This is a genomic window from Legionella sp. W10-070 (genome assembly GCF_900640175.1).
Classification (GTDB): Bacteria; Pseudomonadota; Gammaproteobacteria; order Legionellales; family Legionellaceae; genus Tatlockia.
Genome location: NZ_CAAAJC010000007.1, coordinates 22,564 through 44,927, shown reverse-complemented (window position 1 = coordinate 44,927; position 22,364 = coordinate 22,564). Strand labels below are relative to the sequence as shown.

Below are 22,364 nucleotides of genomic sequence, written 5' to 3'. Positions count from 1 at the left end.
GTCCATGATATTGCCAATGCGCGATGCAAATGGCAAGCCCAACAGTCTGAGAAAAATCAAGTGGAGCTAAAAATCTGCAAACACTGGCTTGATCGTGGGTATTTGCAGTCATACCCTGCAAAACTCTTTGAGTTTCAATCCTATATCCGGAGCGCGCATCAGGCTTTCACCAATCAGGAAAGTATTGATCCCATTACTCATCATTAACTGGATGTCTTCCCGGATATTAATACCGCTTTCAGTGATGAGGAGTTTATCGGCAGGGAGTTCATTTGCCAGGTTAATACTGGTATAAATATCAGTATTAAAAGTATGTAAACTCCGATTATTAATCCCTATTAAAGGAGTAGGCAGTTTAATCGCGCGTTGTAACTCTTCAAGTGTGTGGCTTTCAACCAGAACGGCCATGCCCAGCTCCTGAGCCAGTCGACAGTAGTCTGTCAGTTGGTAATCATCGAGCATGGCCACAATAAGTAAAATGCAGTCAGCGCCTAAAAAGCGGCTTTCATAAATCTGATAAGAATCAATGATGAAATCCTTGCGCAGTACAGGCAAATCTGAATTTGCTTTTGCTATTTTTATGTATGAGGGATCCCCCTGGAAAAAATGTTTATCGGTTAGTACCGACAAACAACTTGCCCCATTTTGCTCATAGATATCGGCAATGGCTGCAACGTCAAAATCAACCCGAATTATTCCTTTGCTTGGTGATGCCTTTTTAATTTCAGCGATAATAGCAGGAGTTGACTTATTAAGGCTGGCAATAAAATCACGAGGTATCCCTTCATAATTTTTTAAGCTTTCCAGAGGTTTTTCAGCTTTAGCCAGTGCTACTTCTTGTTTCTTATGGGTTGCTATTTTATTAAGAATGCTCATTTATTGACCTACATGAGTTAATTTTTTTAATTGCTGGAATCGATTAGCGGCTTCTCCGCTATCAATTGCTTTTTTAACTTTCTCTATAGCATCATGAAAATTAATGGAGCTATCAGCACAATAGAGCGCAAGTGCTGTATTTAGCAAGATAATATCGCGGGCTGGCCCTGGCTTACCGCCAAGTACTTCCTCAGCCAGCATTAAACTTTGGGCGGGTGATTCGACGATTATTTCATCCAAAGAGGGATGGAAGCAATGATATTCGTCAGGATCAATAAACCAACGTTTGAATTGACCCTCTTTATACTCTACAACATCAGTAATAGCTGCGATGCTTACTTCATCCATCCCGTCGCGAGAATTAACTACCAAGGCATGTTGGCTGCCAAGATTAGCCAGTACTTTGGCTACGGGTTCAAGCCAATCCTTTGAAAATACACCCACAACCTGCTTTTTAACCCGGGCAGGATTAATAACCGGACCCAATAAATTAAATAAGGTACGAATGCCCAATTGTTGACGGGCATTGCGTGCATGTTGCATTGCCTGATTAAAATGGGGGGCGAACAGGAAGCTGACGCCGCATTGCTGCATGCAATTTTTTAATTGAGTTTCCGTCAATTCAAGGTTAAACCCTGCATGCAAGAGCAGATCTGCGCTACCGCTACGGCTGGATACTGAGCGGTTACCATGTTTGGCAACCCGCACCCCGGCTGCAGCTGCGACAATGCTGCTTATTGTCGATACGTTAAACGTATTTTTCCCATCACCGCCAGTGCCCACGATATCAATAAGATCATCACCCAGGTTAATTGGATGGACCAATTCCATCATCACGGAGGCGGCTGCTGTTAATTCATCGACTGTTTCACCTTTCATACGCATTAGGGCAAGAAAAGTTGCAATTTGCACGTCAGTTAATTCACCGCTCATGCAAGCTTTCATTAGTTTTTTCATTTGCAGGTCAGTTAAATCCTCACCGGCAATTAACTGTTCAAAAAGATTATTTATATTCATGCTGTAAAAAATGGGTTAGTAATTGTAAACCATGCTCGCTAAGGATGGATTCTGGATGAAATTGTAGACCATATAAAGGATATTGACGATGAGAAATCGCCATAATGGTGTCATCATCAGTCCAGGCATCGATAGAAAAGCAGTCAGGAAGAGTTGGAACATCTATTGTAAGCGAATGATAGCGAGTGGCTTGAAATGGGTTGGGCAGATTATGGAAAAGTCCCTGCTTATGATGCCGGACGGCAGATGTTTTACCGTGAACAATGCTGGAAGCCTGAATAATAGACGCACCAAAAAAATAACCAAGGCATTGATGGCCAAGGCAAATTCCAAGAATAGGCATTTGTTGATGGAAGTGCTCAATAACTGCCAAGGATATACCGGCTTCTTTAGGGCTATTGGGGCCAGGAGAGATCACAAGGTACTGGGGGGCTAACTGCTGGATCTCTTCAATACTAATGCAATCATTTGCAAACACACTGACATCTTGACCTAAAATTTGAAAATACTGCACCAGGTTATAGGTAAATGAATCATAATTATCAATAATAAGCAGCATGGGGAGGTTCCGTTTGGGTAAGATCATCTGTTAACTATAAGTAAAATTCTTCTCCCAAATAAACAGCGCGCACTTGTTGATTGGCAAGAATTGCCTCGGGTGAACCTTCACAGAGAATTTGTCCCTGGCTGACAATATAAGCCCGCTCACAGATATCGAGCGTTTCCCGAACATTATGGTCCGTGATTAAGACGCCAATACCTTTATCGCATAGATGGGTAATAATTTTTTTAATATCAAGAACTGAGATAGGATCTACGCCAGCAAAAGGCTCATCCAGAAGAATAAAGGCAGGCTCAATGGCCAGTGCCCGGGCTATCTCAACACGGCGGCGTTCTCCTCCGGAAAGACTCATACCTAAGTTTTTTTCTATATGAGTAATATGAAACTCTTGCATTAGTTGTTGAAGTTTTTGCTGACGGCCATCGTCATCCAGATCATTGCGTAACTGCAAGATGGATAAGATATTATCAGCAACTGACATTTTACGAAACACAGACGCTTCCTGAGGCAGATAGCCTATACCCAGCCTGGCGCGTTGATGCATGGGTGCTTTGGTAATATCCTTATTATCCAGAATAATTTGTCCTTCATCACAGGATTGCAAACCGACAATCATGTAAAAGCAGGTTGTTTTGCCTGCCCCATTGGGGCCAAGTAAACCTACGCATTCTCCACTGCGGATACGGATGCTGACATCATTTACAACGGTACGTGCTTTAAACGATTTTTTTAGATGCTGTGCTGATAATTCACTCATACTTTTTTCTCAGGATGGATAATAATAGTAGTCCGGTTTTTACCACTTCCTTTAGAAATAACATGTTGCTTCACTGTATCATAAAGAATTTTAGGGGCGGAAAAAGAATTATTTCCCTGGGCTATCCGTGCATTGCCAATTAATTCCACTAGATGTTTTTCAGGATGATAACGTATCAAATCCGCGTAAGCATGTAATAATGGCTTATCTTCCGCTGTTTGTGTCCAATAATGTGCTTGTTGAGCTTCGTTACCTATTGCAATGGCGAGAATCAATTTATTCTGTTTGTTTCCCTCAGTGATGGCTTTTGCTGCTCGTAGATGGGTAGTTCCCTGATCAAATTTGACATTCCCCAGGTACTCACCTCGATGTTTCTCCTGATTTAAATCGGCAGAATCGGCAGATAATTCAGCTATTTTTTCCCGATCATCAGGCATGGCAAAGCTAGCGCGGGTCGATATGATCAAAATTAAACTAATCGTAAAGAGAATTGACCTAAGCATGATTGGGTTTATAGATAGCATGTGTTCTGCTTAATAGCTGCACTCTTTTATCATCAAGATAAGCCCTCATTCCTGTAGAGTGGACTATACTGCCGGGCTGTTCAAAACTGACTGCCAATTTGGTTAGAGCCAGTTTTCTCTTGGGGAAATAGGTCAGTCTTTCTGTTTTCAGGGTGCTTTCCTGAGAACGCTCTCCTTTGTTTTGATGAATGATGACATTCTCAATAAAAATAATTTTATTTCCTCCGTGGATTGCCTTTGCATGGTTTGAGCTGATTTTCCAGGGAGATTGTCCTGGTTGCACTATGGTAATACGGGGTGTTTTAAGAAGATGGACATTATCCGCCGGAATATGTTGCATTTCCGGTGTTTGCATGTAATTAACAAGTTTCCCTGTTTCATCAAAGCGACGTACAGTCAGGTTGCTGACAATGGTGTCTGGTGATTGGGAGAGGGTTTTGTCATCAAGTTTTATTTTGGGGGATGAACTGGCAAAATACCAGCCCGAGCAAGCTAAGGCGATAAGTGTACAAAATAACCAAAAAGCCTGTTTGGCTGCGTTCATGATGTTAAATACCGCGAAAGGGCAATATCCTGCTTGCCTTGAGCACTTAAAATTAACTCGCATACTTCACGAACAGCACCTTTGCCTCCTTGCTTTTCTGTTTGCCATACAGCAAATTCCTTGATTTGATGTACCGCATTGGCTACTGCAACCCCTAATCCTACTTGCTGAATAATAGGTAAGTCAGGTAAATCATCACCAATATAGGCAAATTCTTCATCATTTAAATTCAAATGATCCTTAAGTTGGGCAAAAGCATTCCGTTTATCTACCTGTCCGGTAAAATAATGCTGAATCCCCAATTGCTTCATCCGATGTTCAATGACCTGATTCATTGATGTAGTGATCACTGCAACATGGACTCCTGCAGCCATTAGCAACTTTAGTCCCATGCCGTCTTGAACATGAAACGCTTTTAATTCATTGCCATAATTATCAAGGTAAAGAAGGCCATCAGTTAATACACCATCTACATCGCAGACCAGGCATTTGATTTTTCTTGCTTTTTCAATAAGTTCGTTCATTCTGTTCCCCTTAAAAAACACCGGCTCGAAGCAGATCATGCAGATGGACAACTGCTATGGGCCGATAAGTATCATCCACCACAACCAGGGAAGTAATGCTGTGTTTTTGCATTATGGTTAATGCTTCAGCTGCCAAAAGCCCTTTTTTAACTGTTTTACAATGGTTGCTTATAACAGCAGTCAAAGGCGTTGTATGGATATCGAAGTTTTGTGTTAATGTTCTTCTGATGTCCCCGTCAGTATAGACGCCAGCCAAGTGTCCTTGTGAGTCAACTACACAAGTCATGCCCAGTTTTTTGGCCGTTACTTCAATTAATGCCTCGCCAATAGTTGATCTGTCACTGACGATAGGTAATTGTTCACCCTCATGCCATAATTCATCAATACGCAGTAAAAGGCGCTTGCCAAGAGCGCCGCCTGGATGAGCCAAGGCAAAATCTTCGGCACTAAATCCTCTTGCCTGTAACAGGGCTATAGCCAAGGCATCACCCATTACCAGGGAGACAGTGGTGCTGGTTGTTGGTGCAAGACCCAATGGGCAGGCTTCCTGACGAATACTGATATCCAGATTGACATCAGCTGCTTTTGCAAGGGTGGATTCACTATTACCAGTTAAGGTAATTAAGGGAACCTCAAGCCTTTTTAATAGGGGAAGAAGGGTAACAATCTCATTGGTAAGCCCTGAATTAGAAATCGCAAGTACGGTGTCGTGTCGTGTAATCATGCCGAGATCGCCGTGACTCGCTTCCCCGGGATGCATGAAAAAAGAAGGTGTGCCAGTGCTGGAAAGCGTTGCGGCTATCTTGCTCCCGATATGGCCTGACTTTCCCATTCCGGTAACAACCACTCGTCCCGTGCAAGCCAGTAACAGTTCACAAGCGCTGTCAAAACGTTCATCAATACGTTGCGTTAAGTCAAATATGGCTTGCGCTTCTGTTTCAATGACTGCAAGACCTAATTTGCAGAAATTCATATCGCTTAATATCATCTGAATAAATGAGCAAAGTTTAACATAGGAATTGCATTCTTTATAGGGTAGCAAGTCTCTTTCGCAAAATTACTCTTATCAAGTATAATCGAAGGTTTATAACTGTTATCCGGAAAAATCAATGCAGGATAATCTCGTCCAAATTACGGATCTTACCTTTACGAGAGGTGAGCGTTGTATTTTTGATAATGTCAACATGGTAATGAAGCGTGGAAAAATTACGGCAATTATGGGGCCAAGCGGCAGCGGTAAGACAACGCTTTTGCGCTTGATTGGTGCCCAATTGCATCCACAAGCAGGCAATATCTTTATTGATGGGGTTAATATCCATCAGCTTTCACGCAAAGAATTGTATCTGGCACGGCGCAAGATGGGTTTGTTGTTTCAAAGTAGCGCATTGTTTACTCATTTATCTGTTTTTGATAATGTCGCCTTCCCTCTGCGTGAGCATACGAATTTAAATGATACTATGCTGCGCGATATTGTGTTAATGAAACTGGAAGCAGTAGGGCTTCGAGGGGCTGCCCATTTAATGCCCGATGAGCTTTCCGGGGGGATGGCAAGGCGTGTTGCATTGGCTAGAACAATTGCACTGGATCCTGAGCTGATGATGTATGATGAGCCGTTTACAGGACAGGATCCGATTTCCATGGGCGTGTTGGTACGTTTAATCAAGCGGTTGAACGAACTGCTGCAAACAACCACGGTTATTGTATCCCATGATGTAGAAGAAACCTGTTCAATTGCAGATTATATCTATCTCATTGCCGGGGGGCGAATAATTGGACATGGCACGCCTCTTGAATTAAAAAGTTCAACTGAACCCCAGATTAAACAATTTATGCATGGTGAGGCTGATGGTGTTGTTCCTTTTCATTACCCTGCTCGTCCCTATACAGAGGAGCTGCTAGATGCTTGATATATTTGCCCGTTTCGGACAACGCGGGATAATGAACTTACAAACAATGGGTAGTTCAGGGGTGTTCCTGTTAAGCGTTTTTTTCAGAAACCCTGATTTACTGAGACTTTGGCCTGCATTGCGAAAACAGCTTTATTTTGTCGGTGTATTGTCTTGTCTTATCATCGTTGTTTCCGCCCTTTTTGTCGGTATGGTGATCGGTTTGCAGGGCTACAATACCCTGCAAAAATTTGGCGCAAGTAGCCAACTTGGCCAGCTGTTGGCCTTAAGTATTGCAAGAGAGCTCGGTCCTGTGATTAGCGCTTTGTTATTTGCCGGAAGAGCGGGTTCTGCATTAACTGCTGAAATAGGATTGATGAAGGCTACTGAACAGTTGGCCAGTATGGATATGATGGGCGTTGATCCATTAGGACGCATTATCTATCCCCGCTTTATTGCCGGCTTGATTTCTTTACCGTTATTAGCATTGATTTTTACAGCCGTTGCCATTTTTGGTGGCTATTTTGTTGGTGTTGACTGGCTTGGTGTGGATGCCGGCAGTTTTTGGTCTAACATGCAGGCAGCAGTTAATTTCCGTGTAGATATTCTAAGCGGTATTATTAAAAGTGTTGTATTTGCTTTTGTTGTAGTATGGATAGCTGTGTTTCAAGGATTTAATTGTATTGCTACTGCCGAAGGTATCAGTCAGGCAACAACGCGGACTGTAGTTTATTCGTCGCTGGCGGTGCTTGGCTTTGATTTTCTCTTGACAGCGATGATGATTGGAGGTTGGTAAAATGCATAATAGGCAACGCTATATCGATATAAGCGTAGGAATTTTCATGTTGCTAGGTTTCCTTGCCTTGTTTGTTTTGATAATAAAGGTGAGTGGTATTACCGGCCTGGTAGCCAGTAAAGGTTATCATGTCAGCGCAGAATTTAGTGATATTGGTGGCCTTAAAGTGAGAGCGCCGGTAACTGTGGCTGGAGTAAAAATAGGTGAGGTTACTCACATTGAATTACAGCCCAATGAATTGAATGCCAAGGTTACGATGTTGTTGAGAAGCGATAAGCCGATACCTTATGAAGATACATCAGCCAGAATATTGACGGAAGGACTTATAGGTTCTAATTATATCAGTATCGTGCCGGGATTTGATGATGAGTCGGGAGACCACCCTTACTTGCGTGAAGGCGATATGATTGCCAAAACACAGGAAGCTGTCATCCTTGAAAATCTAATAGGTCAACTTTTATTCAACATCAATAAAAAATAGGTGGATTATGAAAGGGATACAATCATTAGTTGTGGCGGTAGTGTTGTTACTGAACCAACATTTGTGGGCGCAGGAGTCGCCTTTGCCTATGCTTGAAGGTACAGCAAACCAAATCATTTCTACTCTGAAGCAAAATAAAGCAGACTTGAAGAATAATCCTCAAATTATCCATCAAGCAGTAGAACGTTATTTATTGCCTAAGGTTGATGTAAGTGGAATGTCCCGTTCAGTATTAGGCCGTCAAGCCTGGAATAAAGCATCTGCGGCTGAAAAACAACATTTCTCAAGTGCATTTACCCAATTGGTAATTCGCACTTATGCAAGCCCCTTGGCTGAGTATACAGATGAAAAAATTAAATTTTTACCGATAAGAGGTTCTCTTGAAGGGAAATTCCTGCGAGTTAATAGTGTGATCATGCGCTCGAATGGTCAAAATATTCCGCTAACCTATAGTCTGGTGTCTAAAAATGGCAGCTGGAAAATTTATGATTTGAGTGTAGAAGGAGTAAGCCTTCTGCAAAGTTTCCGTTCGCAGTTTGCTGAGGCACTAAGAAATTCAAGCATGCAGGAGATTATAAAAAAGCTGCGTCAGCAATCGGCTAACAAAAGGGCGGCATAGATGCAGACAACATTAAAATCATTCAAGCCCTCAAAGCAGATGACATTTACTACAGTCCAATCTGACTGCGAGCGATTGTTAAATTATTTTCGAAGGGTAAAAAAGAGTGACATACGGCTTGATTTAAGTGAGGTAACTCACTGTGATAGTGCGGGTCTGGCTTTGCTAATTGAAGCAAGGAGGCTCAGTGCAATGAAAAGCAAAAGCTGCAAAATTACAGGGGTGCCCAAGGTCGTTCATGCATTGGCCGAATTTTGTGGAGTAGATGCAATAATAGGCTTAACTGAGCAGGAATAATGATTGGTGCGATTAAAACAGCGGCTGGTGTTAATTAATGGTAGCCTGGATTTCGCTGGTGCTCCATCCAGGCTACAACTTTCAAGGGAAAATCGCACCCAATGATAATTGGATAAATCCATATTGAGAAGTATATGATTAGTAATGAAGAATTAGAGCAACGTCTTGCTGAAGCAGGTGATGTCAGTTTTGTGCAAGTAGAGGGGGATGGTTACCATTATCAGTTAACTATTGTTTCAGATGTATTTGCAGGTAGAACAAAGGTTGCAAGGCAGCAATGGGTTTATGCGAGACTTAAGGACTATATTACAACCGGTAGCCTTCATGCAGTAAGCATGAAGACCTTTACTAAGGAAGAGTGGGAGAAAAATCATGGATAAGTTAATTATCAATGGTGGTAAACCCTTGCAAGGAGAGGTAATTATCTCAGGGGCAAAAAATTCAGCATTGCCTATTATGGCTGCCACACTGTTAGCTACTGATAATGTAACAATTGCCAATGTTCCGCATTTGAAAGATATTACTACCATGATGGAGCTCCTGGGGCAGTTAGGTGCACAGCTGACTGTGGAGGAGAAAATGAACGTGCAGATTGATGCTTCTCATGTGAATGACTTTATCGCACCTTATGAGCTGGTCAAAACCATGCGTGCGTCTATTTTAGTGCTAGGTCCCTTGCTGGCCCGTTTTAGGCGGGCTGATGTGTCCCTCCCAGGTGGTTGCGCGATAGGAACGCGGCCTGTTGATCTGCACCTGAAGGCACTTAAAGCGATGGGTGCTGATATAACCGTAAAAAATGGCTATATTAAAGCCCGGGCCAAGAAGCGCTTGCAAGGTAAGTCATTGGTCTTTGACACCGTAACCGTAACCGGGACGGAAAATATATTAATGGCGGCTGTTCTTGCTGAAGGGAAAACGCTGATTAAAAATGCAGCCAGGGAACCTGAAATAGTGGATTTGGCAAATTTTTTGATTCAGATGGGTGCAAAAATTACCGGAGCAGGCACGGGTACTATTGAAGTAGAGGGGGTTGAGCGATTATCTGGCGGAAATTACGCTGTTATGCCTGATCGGATTGAGGCTGGTACCTACCTGACTGCTGGTGCGATTACACGTGGAAAAGTAACGGTTCGTCGAGTTAAACCTGATAATCTCCTTTCCATGCTTTGTAAGTTTGAAGAAGCAGGGGCTGAACTGGCTATAGGGGAAGATTGGGTAAGCTTGAATATGCATGGATTACGTCCTCAGGCTGTCAATATTTATACCGCTCCTTACCCGGCATTTCCTACGGATATGCAAGCACAATTCATGGCATTGAATGCCATTGCGGAAGGCTCTTCTTCAGTGATTGAAAACATTTTTGAAAATCGTTTTATGCACGTTCAGGAGCTGCAACGCATGGGAGCGAAGATTCAACTAAACGGCAATACAGCGATGATAACTGGCATTGAAAAATTAACGGGTGCTCCAGTTATGGCAACTGATCTACGTGCCTCTGCCAGCCTTATTCTTGCAGGTTTAGCGGCTGAGGGGGAAACTGTAGTAGAGCGTGTTTATCATGTGGATCGGGGCTATGAGCGGATTGAAGAGAAATTATCAATGCTTGGTGCTGATATCAGAAGGGCTTCGGCACGGTGATTTCCCGGGAAGATTTGGCATCTTACCTCGATGAGTTGTTAGGATGTGCCAATTTTAATGATTATGCCCCCAATGGAATCCAGATTGAGGGGGGAAAAACAATCACTCGTCTCTGTACTGCAGTCACTGCATCGATTGATGCGATAGAGCAGGCAATTGCCTTACAGGCAGAGGCACTTTTAGTTCATCATGGCTACTTCTGGCGGGGAGAAGAAGCAATCATAACGGGCATAAAAAAGCAGCGAATTGCCCGGTTAATAGCACAGGATATGACGCTTTTTGCTTATCATTTGCCCCTTGATTGCCATCCCGAGCTGGGTAATAACGCTTGTCTTGCACGGCTCTTTAATTTAAATTCTATCAGGATGCATCGAGCAGGTAAAACAGCTGATCTGTTATGGACAGGCGAGTTTGAACAGGGCAAAACTGCAAAAAAATTTCAAATGGAGTTAGAGGAAAAATTGGGCAGAAGACCTTTGCATATCCAAGGCTCGAATAAACCCATTCACAAGCTTGCCTGGTGCAGCGGCGCTGCTCAGGATTTCATAGAAGAAGCCTATAGGCTTGGAGCTGATGCTTATGTAAGTGGTGAAATTTCGGAGCGCACCTATTATCAGGCAAGGGAGTTAGGTATTCACTATTTTGCTTGTGGACATCATGCAACAGAACGTTACGGGGTTCGGGCGTTAGGCGACCATTTGGCGCTCCATTTTCAACTGGAACATCATTTTATTGATAGTGCCAATCCTGTTTAGAACTGAGGAAGCATCCTATGGGTTCAATGGTTAACTGGTGGATGTGGATCGGTTTTTTACTTTGCATAAGCCTGATGCTTTCTATCGATTTATTTTTATTCGGCGGGAGGAAAGCACATCGCGTTTCTACCAAAGAAGCACTCAGTTGGGCCATTGTCTGGATTGTTCTGGCCTTGGTCTTTAATCTGGCTTTATGGTTGTATTTGTTACAGACCTCAACTGCTTCAATAGCTCATCAAAGAGCATTAGAGTTTTTCACGGGATATTTAATTGAAAAATCGCTTTCAATGGACAATATGTTCGTTTTTATTATGATTTTTGAATATTTTTCTGTACCGCTTGAGTATCAAAGGCGTGTTTTGTTATTTGGTGTTCTGGGTGCTATTGTGATGCGTTTGCTGCTTATATTATTAGGCATCTGGCTGGTAGCTAAATTTCATGGAATATTATACGTTTTTGGAGTATTCCTTATTATTACCGGTATGAAAATGTTCTTATCTGTGAAAAAGGAAATAAATTTAAGTCGAAATCCCATTCTAATCTGGATGCAGAACCATCTGAGGATCACTAAAACTTTTCATAAAGAACAATTTTTTGTCAGACTAAAGGATAAGCTCTATATTACCCCATTATTTCTGGTTTTAGTTTTAATAGAAATAAGTGATTTAATCTTTGCTCTTGACAGTATCCCGGCAATCTTTGCCATTACCAATGAGCCTTTTATAATTTTCACTTCCAATATTTTTGCTATTCTTGGTTTGCGAGCGATGTATTTTTTACTGGCTAATATGGCAGATCGTTTCCATTTGCTTAAATATGGCATTGCTATTATTTTGATTTTTGTTGGTATAAAAATGCTGGTCGCGTACTGGTTTAAAATTCCTGTCTTAATTACCCTGTCTATAGTGATCGCTACACTGGTGACAAGTATATTATATAGCTTAAAGCACCCAAAAAATTAATTGGGGGCCCGGCTTAATGTTCCAGAAAAAGACTGTTCTTCCGCCTGGAGAGCTTTCATCCTGGTTTTTTCTAATTCTTGAGTTGCAAATAAATTTTTTAATTCTTCCATGTAAGGCTGTTCGTTTTTATCCCAGGAGAATGTTTCTTGTTGGTTATTAGCTATGACGGTCAGCTCTTTTTCGCTCACCTTAAATTTTATTTTGCATGCGCTGTAGCCTAAAGATAGTTTGTCGTTTAGTGTTTCCATGTCCATAAGTTCAAATTCTACACTGTCAATGATTCGATGCCCATCAATGAGAGAGAGACCATTTAGCTTATGAGGATAACGATGGTTGGAGTAAAGGCTGGCTAGGAGGGTCGCGGTTTTATAAATTAACTTCCATGACATATCAATTGGCATGCCGACTCCAAACCCAAGTCCTTGCCCGACGATATTACCGGCAGCGCCAAATAGCCAGGCAAGGGAAACCCCACAAAAAGTATCTAAAATACGTCCAGCACAGGTCGGAGCAAGTACCGTAATACCAATGCTGGCTGTAGGACCCATGACTAACAAAAGACCGCTACCGATGGCAGCAGTCAGCACATATCTGGTTGAAAATAACTTGGTAGATTTACCGATCATGTCACCCAACAGAAAACCTGTTGTATACCCTGCGAACTCCATTGGCTTTGCAAATAAAGGCATCATTATTTTAGTAATCGGATAGTCATTCACATATTTTTTATCCAACAGGTTACATTGTGTATCAATGTAATTTAGAAAATCATGCCACCATTGTTCTTTAAATGGAGGAGTAAGGTTCGCGTTGATGGCTTCAAAACGCCCTTCTGCTGTTAGATAACGCTTTGCTGTCCGTAGGCAACAGGCATGCGTTTCCTCATCAACAAGATTTACCCCATTAACGCCCATGGCTTCATGAATAAGTTGCTCTAAAATCGCAGAGTTGCCTGAGCGAACTTTGTAAGTGGCTGCAATTTGGAACTTTGTGTAAAAACAAACAACCATAAGCAGCCGCAGGGCTGTGACGTAAGCTTGCGTTGTTTCGGATGAAAAAAAGTCCTCTGAGGCTAATTCCTGGTGCAATGCGTTAAGCCACTGCTCTATAAAGGTAATTTGTTTGTTGCGGGAATCAACATCCTTTGCGCCAAAAAAACAGCGAATGGCATAGGGTTGTGATGCTGTATCAAAGTTAATTCCTGATTGTTTTTCATAATTAAGCCGTAGAGCACGAAGTCTGGCTATAAATTCATTCGATAGCACGAAGGGCATAGGCCACCACATCCTTGTTAAAGTAATCCTGACTTTTTATATTACGTGTTCGTTGATTAAATGCAAGCTTGGTTGACCTAAAATTCGCTAAGTTGCCTTTCTTTCCAGGTAAAATTTAAATGTGTCTATGTACTTGATTCTAATTAACCTATTGAATAACTGATGGTATAGTAAAGAGATATCTAGTGGGATGTAGAGCGATGACGTCAATAAAACAATTTTTAAAGTTGCTGAGGTTTTCTCATTGGAGCAAAGCTGCGTTTGTTTTGCTTGGCGTTTTTTATGCTGGTTCACTGCAATTTCTCCCGGCTGCCTTGCTTGCTGCTTTCGCTTTTTGTCTTATTGCCAGTGCGGTGTATATCTATAATGATTTGCAAGATAGGGAAGAGGATAGACTACATCCAAAAAAACGCCATCGACCATTAGCCTCAGAGGAGGTTTCCCTGGATTTTGCTGTCGGCATGCTGGGATTATTGTTAATTGGCGGGTTGGTACTGGGATGGTTAATTTCAAATAACCTGGCAGCACTTCTTGGAGTTTATTTACTGATAAACCTGGCCTATAACCATTTGTTGAAAAATGTACCGATATTGGATGTGGCATGTATTGCAAGTGGCTTTATGCTGCGTGTTTTAGCTGGAACCATCGGTATAGGGCTGTCTATTTCATGGTGGTTAACCTTAACAGCCACATTAATTAGTCTGTTTATTGCCTTATGCAAACGACGATTGGAAAAGCAGTTGGGTTTAAAATATGCCACCAGGGCTGTGCTTAAAAAGTACTCGTTTCGTTTATTGGATTCTCTCATAACAGTTGCAGCTATTGGTTGTTTTATCACTTACCTTTTTTATACGGTTTATGCCCGCGATGAATCCTTTTATTTCCTGTTAACGCTTCCTTTTGCAGCTATTGGCCTATGGCGTTTCGCCTGGTTAACAACACAGGATGTTGACAACGATGATCCTATTGCCCTTTTCCTTTGGGATAATTTATCCCGATTTAACTTATTATGTTTCTTAATTCTGACAGCTTTTGCGTTAATTAAATGACAGGAAAGAAGCGGGTTTTCATTACTTTATTGCTGGTTTGTTTTTGTTATCTATTGATCTTTCAGGTATCTGCTATCTGGCCTTTTACTATTGATGATATGTTCATCTCCTTACGCTATGCCAAACACTGGGCTGCTGGAGAAGGGCTTTTATGGAACATTGGTGAAGAACCAGTTGAAGGCTACTCTAATTTTAGTTTTGTCATTCTCGCAGCACTGGCTATTCGCCTGCATCTTGACCCGGTTATTATGCTTAAATCTTTTGGTGTATTGGGGCTTGTATTAACAGCATTTGGTCTCTATTGTCTTTCTCGCTTATGGTTTGCAATTTGCATCGCATTTATTCCTTGCTTGTGGATGCTCCTTTATAGCGGACAGATTCTTTGGTCTGTTAGCGGTTTGGAAACGACAATTTATCAAGCCTTAATTTGTTTTTCTCTGTTCTGCCTGCTTCGAGGCATGGGATATGGTTTATTTCCTCGGGGCAGGGGAGAAGCAAAATGGTCTTTTTTTGCTCTGTCCGGGCTTTTATTTGCCCTGGCGGGCATGACCAGGCCGGAAGCGCCGGCATTAATGTTACTCTTTTTTAGTCTGGCTGTATTTGACAGCCCGCAAACAGCACGAAAAAGGTATTTTCAGGGGATATTGCTTGGCTGTTTCACGACAGCGGTGTTTTTCTTGCCTTATTTTCTCTGGCGATGGACTTATTATGAACGGCTATTTCCTAATCCTGTTTACTGTAAAGGATTTGCTGGTTTTTTACTTGAGCTTGATTTGAATTATTTATATCTGGCTTGGCTTTTTATGTTATTGGCCTTGCCAGCTATTTTTAGAGCCAAAGACAGGCTGCATTATTTCTTTTGGCTGCCAAGCCTGGTTTATTTGATTTTATTAATTGGTGCTGATCCGGTGGTTGCTTTTGCAAACCGCTTATTTTTACCGGTTTTTATTCTGCTTCTGCCTTTGGCACTTAAAGGTGTCTGTTGTTTACTAAAATATTGGTTGGTTAAAGATGATGGTTTTTATTATGCCAGTCTTCTGATAACTGTATTTTTTATTGCTTTGCTGTTTATTCCTAAGCTGTCGTTGGCAGATTATCGTTATTTTGCAATCAATCCACAGGCTGGATTACAACTTCGGCAGGAGGTAGTCAATTGGCTAAATAAAAATGTGAGCCAGGGAAGCCGGGTCTTGTTAGGGGATAGTGGGATGATCCCTTATCTTAGCTCATTGAATTTTATCGATTCTTATTGCCTGAATAATAAAGAAATGACCAAGTTTCCTCCTAAGGAGATGTATCGACGATTATGCGGGGATATTTTGTTGATAAAGCCGGAAGTTATCATCTTAACTTCATTAAAGGAGCCGGGTAGATTAATTTATGCCCCTGCTGATTTGTGCTTGAAAGAGAAGTTAAGCACAACAAACATGTATGAATTTAAGTCAATATATAAAACAAGAAATCAAGGATCATCCTATCGTTATGAAATTTATACCCTATCGAATTGAAGCTGTAGTAACATAGGGGTTATTTTATCAATAGCGAATTGAGTCTGCGCTTGTTTAAAGGAATCTAGGTTATGCAGAGTATCAGTATTTTTGTGCGAAAACTATATAAAAAAATGCCGGTGATCGCATTCGATATACTGGCTATCCCTTTCGCATGGTATTTTGCTTTCTGGCTGCGCTATAACATGCAACCCTTTCCCAATCGTCTTACTAGTATTTATTCATTAGCATCATTATTAATCCTGGCAACAATTCAGGTGGCCAGTTACTATTATTTTAAAGTCTATCGAGGTTTATGGCGCTTTTCATCCTTAAATGATGTTGGCAAAATTATTAATGCTACTGTCTGGGCAACAGTATTCTCTGTGCCTGCATTATATTTTATGTCTTTGTTAAATCATATTCCCCGCTCTGTATTGCCCCTTTATTGTATGATTTTAATCACTTTCCTTTGTAGCGGACGATTATTGATGCGCTCCTATTGGGATAGAAAGGATAAGGGTAATGCTGATGATATTAAACGTGTTTTAATTATTGGAGCAGGCCGTGCCGGTGAGGGACTGGTTCGAGATCTCAAGCGTATGGACGCTTACCTGCCAATTGGTTTCATTGATGATAGCCCAGGAAAGCGCGGATTGGAGGTTCATGGTGTCCGTGTTCTGGGCACCACGCGTGATTTGGCAGAGCTGGTCGAACAGCATCATATTAATCTTATATTTATTGCTATTCCCTCGGCTCGTTCTGCATCCATGCGCCGTATTGTAAGCTATTGCGAAAATTGCAAGATCCCTTTCCGTACCTTACCAAGCCTGTCTGCTCTGGTAGCTGGCCGTGTCGAAGTGAACTCACTGAGAGAAGTGAATATCGAAGATTTGCTGGGACGCGATCAGGTTGAACTACAATGGGATAAAATTGCTTTTAACATCAGAAATAAAAGCGTGATTGTGACTGGTGGGGGAGGCTCCATTGGTTCAGAGCTCTGTCGTCAAATCATGCCTCTGCAACCAGAAAAATTATTAGTTATTGATAACTGCGAATTTAACCTATATAAGGTCGAGCTTGAGCTGAGGAAAAATTTTCCAGATATAGCGCTTGAGGTTGGATTAGTTTCGGTGACTGATATCACAGCCATTGATTTTTTATTCCATCAGTTTAAACCGCAAGTGGTATTCCATGCCGCAGCATATAAGCATGTTCCTTTATTGGAGAATCAGGTTCGTGTTGCTGTTCAAAATAATGTAATAGGAACGCAAGTGGTTGCCGAGGCAAGCGTATCTGTAGGGGTTGAAAAATTTATCTTAATTTCAACGGATAAGGCTGTTAATCCTACAAATATTATGGGTACCTCAAAAAGAGTTGCGGAAATTTATTGTCAAAACCTTAATGAGCGCGTAGATACTCAATTTATTACGGTACGCTTTGGTAACGTACTTGGATCGGCGGGAAGTGTAGTTCCGTTATTTCAAAGACAACTGAAGACAGGTGGTCCGCTTACTGTTACTCATCCTGATATTCAGCGGTACTTTATGACCATACCGGAAGCTTGCCAGTTAATTTTACAGGCGATGGTAAATGGGATTGGTGGAGAGATATTTGTGCTGGATATGGGGGAGCCGATTAAAATCAGTTATTTGGCAGAACAAATGATTCGATTAGCTGGAAAGGAGCCTGGTAAGGATATCGCGATAGAGTATACGGGCTTGAGACCTGGTGAAAAATTGTTTGAAGAGCTTTTTCATCCTTCAGAGGAATTAGTCCCCACAGAGCATGAGAAATTATTTAAAGCAAAATTTCGTCAATTGGAATGGACTGAGCTAACACAGACGGTTCGATTATTAAATTTGGCCTGTACTATGCATAATAACGGTGAACTGTATATTCTATTAAAGAGTCTGGTGCCAGAGTTTAATCCACAATTGGAAAAAGATGCTTTAGTGAATGCATTGGAATAAAGTTTCCATAGCTTATATCCAGGCGACAACGTTCAAAGAAAACCACAGTTTTAATCGCAGCTGGTTAAGAGGGAAATTTGCATTAAGGATGATGGATGGACATACTGACTAAAAGTAAAAATAGCATTACTTTTCTCTTCTTTGTTTCTATTGTTATCCTGACGGGTTGTCAGGATAACAGGAATGTAAAGCCTGCTCCTAAACCGACAGTTCCTGCAATTAAAGTTACTTCCTCAGAGATCCCGGTTTATAAAGAATATATTGGAATTACGCAGTCAATTGCCAGTATAGGAATCAGGGCTCGGGTAAAGGGTTTTTTAACAAAAATGAATTTTATTGAAGGCAAACCTGTCAAGGAAGGGCAACTGCTATTTGTTATTGATCCCAGGCCATTCGAGGCCAAGTTAGAGCTTGCAAAGGGACAACTGGACAGGAGTATTGCTAATCAGGATTTTCAGAAGGTTCAGTATGAGCGAATGAAAGAGCTGATTGTAAAAGGAGATGTGTCCCAATCGCGTTATGATGAAGTGCATGCCCGATATCGTGAAGCGGAGGCTGATGTTGAAGTGAATAAAGCCAAAGTGGATGAGGCTGAAATCAATCTGGGCTTTTGTTATATGTATTCTCCAGTCGATGGCATTATTGGCGAGAAATACGTGGATGTAGGCAACCTGGTTGGGGGTACAGAGAATACTTTATTAGCTAATGTTGTTAAGCTTGATCCTATTTATATTCAATTTAGCCCTAGTGTTAATGATTTTGGAGAATTTTTAAATTATAGAGCTAATATGCCCTTTAAGGTTGAAGCAAGGTTGCCACAAAATAAATCGCTAATCTTTCATGGGAAAATTGATTTAATTAATAATCAGGCTGATGTTCCTACCTCAACAGTCCTTACTCGGGCAATCATTGATAATCCTGAAAAGCTTCTTTTGCCAGGCATTTATATGAATGTAAAGGTTCTATTGTCAGATAAAGGTAAAGCTATTTTAATCCCCGCTACCGCTGTTCTTGAAATACAGGGGAAAAAAGCAGTTTATGTCGTTAATCAAGATAATAAGATTGAGGCACGTTCAATTACTACAGGAGGACAGTATAAGGAACAAAATATAGTTGAGTCAGGGTTGCAGGTTGGTGAAGTGATCATGACCAGCGGAATGCAAAAAGTTAAACCAGGTGAAGAAGTCAATGTTAATCTGGTTGGACAATAGGGATCACAATGGTTAAATTTTTCATTAATCGTCCCATTTTCGCCATGGTAATCGCTATTTTAATGGTGCTAATTGGCGGTATTTGCATCATCATTTTGCCTGTAGCGCAATACCCATCTATCGTCCCTCCCCAGGTTCAGGTCAGTACCCAATATATTGGTGCAGGAGCCGATGTAGTTGCTAAAACGGTTACTACCCCTCTGGAGCGCAATATTAATGGTGTGGAAGGAATGATTTATATGTCATCTGCAAGCACTAACAATGGTAACTCCGTGATTACTATTACTTTTGATGTAGGGTATAACATTGATATTGCCGCTGTAGATGTATTGACGAAAACAAATACCGCAAACCCTTTATTGCCTCCTGATGTATTGCAAGGCGGGGTTAATATTCAAAAAGTATCAAGCGACATGGTTTTAGTGGTTAACTTGCTTTCAAAAAATAAGGATCTGGATGAGGCTTTTTTAAGTAATTATGCCGATATTCATATCACACCAACCCTTAGCCGGATTCCTGGTGTTGGCAATGTGAACAATTTTGGTTTGCTACAGTATTCTATCCGTATCTGGCTAGATCCTGACAAGATGGCCAGTATGGGCATTGCACCGCAAGAAGTCATTCAAGCGGTCAAAGATCAAAATCAGCAGGCAGCCGTTGGCGTTATAGGTCAGCCACCCGTGTCGCGTGATATTGCTTTTCAATACCAGATTTCAACTTTAGGACAGTTAACTGAGCCTGAACAGTTTGCCGATATTATTGTAAAGACTAGAGATAATGGGCAGATTGTACGTGTTAGAGATTTAGGCCGGGTAGAAATGGGCGCTGAAACCTATATTACTACCTCGCAGTTTAACGGTGGACCTACAGCAAGTTTAGGTATCTACCAGTTGCCTGGCTCAAATGCGATGCAGATTGCTGATAGTGTTCGAGAAGCAATGAAGAAATTGGAAAAAAATTTTCCAGCTGGAGTGAGTTATACCATTGCTTACGATACAACGGATTTTGTTAAAGCATCACTTCAGGAAGTAGTGATTACCTTATTGCAAGCGATGGCTTTAGTATTCATCGTTGTATTTGTTTTCTTACAAAACTGGCGTACAACCTTGATTCCTGGTATCGCTATACCAGTCTCTCTGATTGGGACGTTTGCTTTGTTCAGTGTATTTGGTTTTTCTATCAATACACTAAGCCTCCTTGGCCTGGTTTTGGCTATTGGTCTTGTGGTGGATGATGCTATCGTCGTGGTAGAGAATGTTGAGAAAAAACTGGAACACAATATTAGTAATGTGAAAGAAGCAGTACTACTGGCTACCAAAGAGGTACAGGGGCCTATTATTGCCACCACCTTAATTTTGTTGGCTGTTTTTGTACCTGTAGCTTTTATTCCGGGAATGACGGGGCAGCTATATAATCAGTTTGCTTTAGCGATTGCTTTTTCGGTGGCGCTCTCAGGGATTAATTCCCTGACGCTCAGTCCGGCTCTTTGTGGCATTCTCTTGAAAAAGAAAACAGAAAGTCAATTTTTCCTGTTTCGTTGGTTTGAATCTGCCTATGAAAAATTATTACATCATTATAAAAATGGGGTGGAATATTGTCTAAAGCACAAGACTCTGGTGATGTCGGTTTTTGTATTATTAGCCATCGCTACTTTTTTTGTATTCAGACATTTACCGACTGGTTTTATACCGGATGAAGACCAGGGATATTTTATTGTAATGGTCAAAGAGCCAAATGCCTCCTCACTTTATCGAACGGAAGAAACGGTTACCAGGATCGTTAATATCCTCAAGGAAACAAAAGGGGTTGCCAATATTATCAGTATTAATGGCTACAATATAATTGATTCAATTAATCAGCCTGATACGGCAGTCTTGTTTGTTGTTCTTGACCCTTGGTCACAAAGGGAAACCCCAGAACTATCTGTCAATGGCATTATGAAGAAGACGCAGAAACAGTTTGCACAAATCGATGAAGCGGTTATTGGTGTAATGAATGCTCCTTCAATACCAGGCTTGGGCTCGGTAGGAGGATTTCAGCTTGAAGTTGAGGATATAGATAACCTCGGAATCGATGTTTTGGCTGCCGCGGTAAATAAGTTGGTGGAGGAAGGTAACAAGCGTCCTGAGCTGCAAGGTTTGTTTTCCGATTTGAACCTGGATGTACCGCAGCTTCATTTGGATATTGATAGAACCAAAGCCAAGGCACTGAATGTTTCCATCAGTAATTTATTCGCCACGTTACAAACCTATCTGGGATCCTATTACGTCAATAACTTTACCAAATATAATCAGACCTATCGGGTTATGGTTCAAGCAGAAGGCAGGGCGCGAGAAGATGTTTCTGACATTACCAGGCTTTACGTTAAAAGCGATACCGGTAACATGGTGCCGTTAAGCAGCTTATTGAAGGTAAGAACTGTTACCGGTCCTTATAATATACCCCACTATAATCTTTATACTGCTGCCAGTGTAAATGGAGGGCCTGCACCTGGCTATAGTTCCGGACAGGCGTTAACTGCAATTGAGGAGGTTGCAAAAGAGGTGTTACCGAAAGGGATTGGTTATGAATGGACGAATATTACTTATCAACAACTAAAGGCTGGTAATATTGCTTCTCTCATTTTTATGCTTTGTCTGGTTTTTGTATTCCTGTTTCTCGCTGCTCTTTATGAAAGCTGGTCTATGCCTTTTATGATTCTCCTTGTCGTACCCCTTGCTCTATTAGGTGCGGGTGTTGCTTTAATGCTAAGGTCTTTGGCGCTTGATGTTTATGCACAGATTGGGTTAATTTTATTAATTGGCCTTGCTGCAAAAAATGCTATCCTCATTGTTGAATTCGCTAAGGAAAAGCGCGATCAGGGTGCATCGATTATCGATGCAGCCAGGGAGGCTGCCAGTTTGCGCCTGCGGCCAATCTTAATGACAGCTTTTGCCTTTATTTTGGGTGTATTGCCTTTGGCAATAGCAACAGGCGCCGGCGCTGCCAGCCGCCATTCAATTGGCACAACTGTTATGGGGGGAATGTTTTTAGCTACTATTCTCAGTTTGTTAGTAGTACCTGTATTTTATGTGATAATTGAAGAACTAAGAGAAAGGAGGCTGCAAAGGGCTAAATAGAGTCATTATAAGT

Annotated in this window: 23 protein-coding genes; 14 read left to right on the top strand and 9 right to left on the bottom strand. The window is 41.5% G+C overall.

Going from position 1 to position 22,364, the window contains the following annotated elements; genetic code table 11:
* Positions 1-108 precede the first annotated feature (108 nt).
* The 8 genes from trpC to E1O65_RS04265 are packed head-to-tail and all read right to left on the bottom strand — an operon-like array spanning position 109 to position 5,777.
* Entirely contained in the window at positions 109-876 is a 768-nt protein-coding gene (trpC, locus tag E1O65_RS04300; RefSeq protein WP_133132361.1) for an indole-3-glycerol phosphate synthase TrpC, read from the bottom strand.
* A complete protein-coding gene (trpD, locus tag E1O65_RS04295) occupies positions 877-1,893 on the bottom strand; it encodes an anthranilate phosphoribosyltransferase (protein ID WP_133132360.1) in 1,017 nt (338 codons plus the stop codon).
* A complete protein-coding gene (locus E1O65_RS04290; protein WP_133132359.1) occupies positions 1,880-2,452 on the bottom strand; it encodes an aminodeoxychorismate/anthranilate synthase component II in 573 nt (190 codons plus the stop codon). Before E1O65_RS04290 ends, trpD begins: the two co-directional genes overlap by 14 nt.
* A 34-nt stretch (positions 2,453-2,486) precedes the next feature.
* The gene (lptB, locus tag E1O65_RS04285; protein ID WP_133132358.1) at positions 2,487-3,212 is read right to left on the bottom strand and encodes an LPS export ABC transporter ATP-binding protein; all 726 of its coding nucleotides are present in this window, start codon (positions 3,210-3,212) and stop codon (positions 2,487-2,489) included.
* Positions 3,209-3,649 (bottom strand): lipopolysaccharide transport periplasmic protein LptA, encoded by a 441-nt coding sequence (gene lptA, locus E1O65_RS04280; protein WP_242601535.1) that lies wholly within the window; start codon positions 3,647-3,649, stop codon positions 3,209-3,211. The genes lptB and lptA overlap by 4 nt, the downstream gene beginning before the upstream one ends.
* 58 nt (positions 3,650-3,707) lie before the next feature.
* Positions 3,708-4,280: an LPS export ABC transporter periplasmic protein LptC gene (gene lptC / locus E1O65_RS04275; RefSeq protein WP_133132357.1), complete on the bottom strand. Its 573-nt coding sequence runs from the start codon at positions 4,278-4,280 to the stop codon at positions 3,708-3,710.
* Positions 4,277-4,804: an HAD-IIIA family hydrolase gene (locus tag E1O65_RS04270; RefSeq protein WP_133132356.1), complete on the bottom strand. Its 528-nt coding sequence runs from the start codon at positions 4,802-4,804 to the stop codon at positions 4,277-4,279. Before E1O65_RS04270 ends, lptC begins: the two co-directional genes overlap by 4 nt.
* A gap of 10 nt (positions 4,805-4,814) precedes the next feature.
* The gene (locus E1O65_RS04265) at positions 4,815-5,777 is read right to left on the bottom strand and encodes a KpsF/GutQ family sugar-phosphate isomerase (RefSeq protein WP_133132355.1); all 963 of its coding nucleotides are present in this window, start codon (positions 5,775-5,777) and stop codon (positions 4,815-4,817) included.
* Positions 5,778-5,913: 136 nt separating this feature from the next.
* Here E1O65_RS04265 and E1O65_RS04260 point away from each other — a divergent pair, with 136 nt between their 5' ends.
* The 9 genes from E1O65_RS04260 (at position 5,914) to E1O65_RS04220 (ending at position 12,238) form a co-directional block, all read left to right on the top strand.
* Positions 5,914-6,711 (top strand): ATP-binding cassette domain-containing protein, encoded by a 798-nt coding sequence (locus tag E1O65_RS04260; RefSeq protein WP_133132354.1) that lies wholly within the window; start codon positions 5,914-5,916, stop codon positions 6,709-6,711.
* Complete coding sequence (gene mlaE / locus E1O65_RS04255) at positions 6,704-7,486, top strand: lipid asymmetry maintenance ABC transporter permease subunit MlaE (RefSeq protein WP_133132353.1); 783 nt, start codon at positions 6,704-6,706, stop codon at positions 7,484-7,486. Before E1O65_RS04260 ends, mlaE begins: the two co-directional genes overlap by 8 nt.
* Position 7,487: 1 nt before the next feature.
* Positions 7,488-7,967, top strand: coding sequence for an outer membrane lipid asymmetry maintenance protein MlaD (gene mlaD / locus E1O65_RS04250; RefSeq protein ID WP_133132352.1), 480 nt, complete (start codon positions 7,488-7,490; stop codon positions 7,965-7,967).
* Positions 7,968-7,974: 7 nt separating this feature from the next.
* Complete coding sequence (locus E1O65_RS04245; protein WP_133132351.1) at positions 7,975-8,586, top strand: ABC transporter substrate-binding protein; 612 nt, start codon at positions 7,975-7,977, stop codon at positions 8,584-8,586.
* The gene (locus E1O65_RS04240; protein WP_133132350.1) at positions 8,587-8,883 is read left to right on the top strand and encodes an STAS domain-containing protein; all 297 of its coding nucleotides are present in this window, start codon (positions 8,587-8,589) and stop codon (positions 8,881-8,883) included.
* Positions 8,884-9,017: 134 nt separating this feature from the next.
* The gene (locus E1O65_RS04235) at positions 9,018-9,263 is read left to right on the top strand and encodes a BolA/IbaG family iron-sulfur metabolism protein (protein WP_133132349.1); all 246 of its coding nucleotides are present in this window, start codon (positions 9,018-9,020) and stop codon (positions 9,261-9,263) included.
* On the top strand, positions 9,256-10,521 hold the full coding sequence (gene murA / locus E1O65_RS04230) for a UDP-N-acetylglucosamine 1-carboxyvinyltransferase (protein WP_133132348.1): 1,266 nt from the start codon (positions 9,256-9,258) through the stop codon (positions 10,519-10,521). Before E1O65_RS04235 ends, murA begins: the two co-directional genes overlap by 8 nt.
* Positions 10,518-11,276 (top strand): Nif3-like dinuclear metal center hexameric protein, encoded by a 759-nt coding sequence (locus tag E1O65_RS04225; RefSeq protein ID WP_133132347.1) that lies wholly within the window; start codon positions 10,518-10,520, stop codon positions 11,274-11,276. Before murA ends, E1O65_RS04225 begins: the two co-directional genes overlap by 4 nt.
* Positions 11,277-11,293: 17 nt before the next feature.
* Complete coding sequence (locus E1O65_RS04220; RefSeq protein WP_133132346.1) at positions 11,294-12,238, top strand: TerC family protein; 945 nt, start codon at positions 11,294-11,296, stop codon at positions 12,236-12,238.
* Here E1O65_RS04220 and E1O65_RS04215 read toward each other — a convergent pair.
* Positions 12,235-13,512, bottom strand: a complete 1,278-nt coding sequence (locus tag E1O65_RS04215; RefSeq protein WP_133132345.1) for a hypothetical protein — start codon at positions 13,510-13,512, stop codon at positions 12,235-12,237. The genes E1O65_RS04220 and E1O65_RS04215 overlap by 4 nt on opposite strands.
* A 200-nt stretch (positions 13,513-13,712) precedes the next feature.
* On the opposite strand from E1O65_RS04215, the gene E1O65_RS04210 reads away from it, so the two are divergent.
* From E1O65_RS04210 to E1O65_RS04190, 5 genes are all read left to right on the top strand, one after another.
* Positions 13,713-14,561, top strand: coding sequence for a decaprenyl-phosphate phosphoribosyltransferase (locus tag E1O65_RS04210; protein ID WP_133132344.1), 849 nt, complete (start codon positions 13,713-13,715; stop codon positions 14,559-14,561).
* Entirely contained in the window at positions 14,558-16,069 is a 1,512-nt protein-coding gene (locus E1O65_RS04205) for a protein LphB (protein WP_133132343.1), read from the top strand. The genes E1O65_RS04210 and E1O65_RS04205 overlap by 4 nt, the downstream gene beginning before the upstream one ends.
* Before the next feature lie 71 nt (positions 16,070-16,140).
* Positions 16,141-18,021: a nucleoside-diphosphate sugar epimerase/dehydratase gene (locus E1O65_RS04200; protein ID WP_133132342.1), complete on the top strand. Its 1,881-nt coding sequence runs from the start codon at positions 16,141-16,143 to the stop codon at positions 18,019-18,021.
* Positions 18,022-18,116: 95 nt separating this feature from the next.
* A complete protein-coding gene (locus E1O65_RS04195) occupies positions 18,117-19,232 on the top strand; it encodes an efflux RND transporter periplasmic adaptor subunit (protein WP_133132341.1) in 1,116 nt (371 codons plus the stop codon).
* Between the two features lie 8 nt (positions 19,233-19,240).
* Positions 19,241-22,351 carry a multidrug efflux RND transporter permease subunit gene (locus tag E1O65_RS04190; RefSeq protein ID WP_133132340.1) on the top strand — a complete coding sequence of 1,037 codons (3,111 nt, stop codon included), beginning with the start codon at positions 19,241-19,243 and terminating at the stop codon, positions 22,349-22,351.
* Positions 22,352-22,364 lie beyond the last annotated feature (13 nt).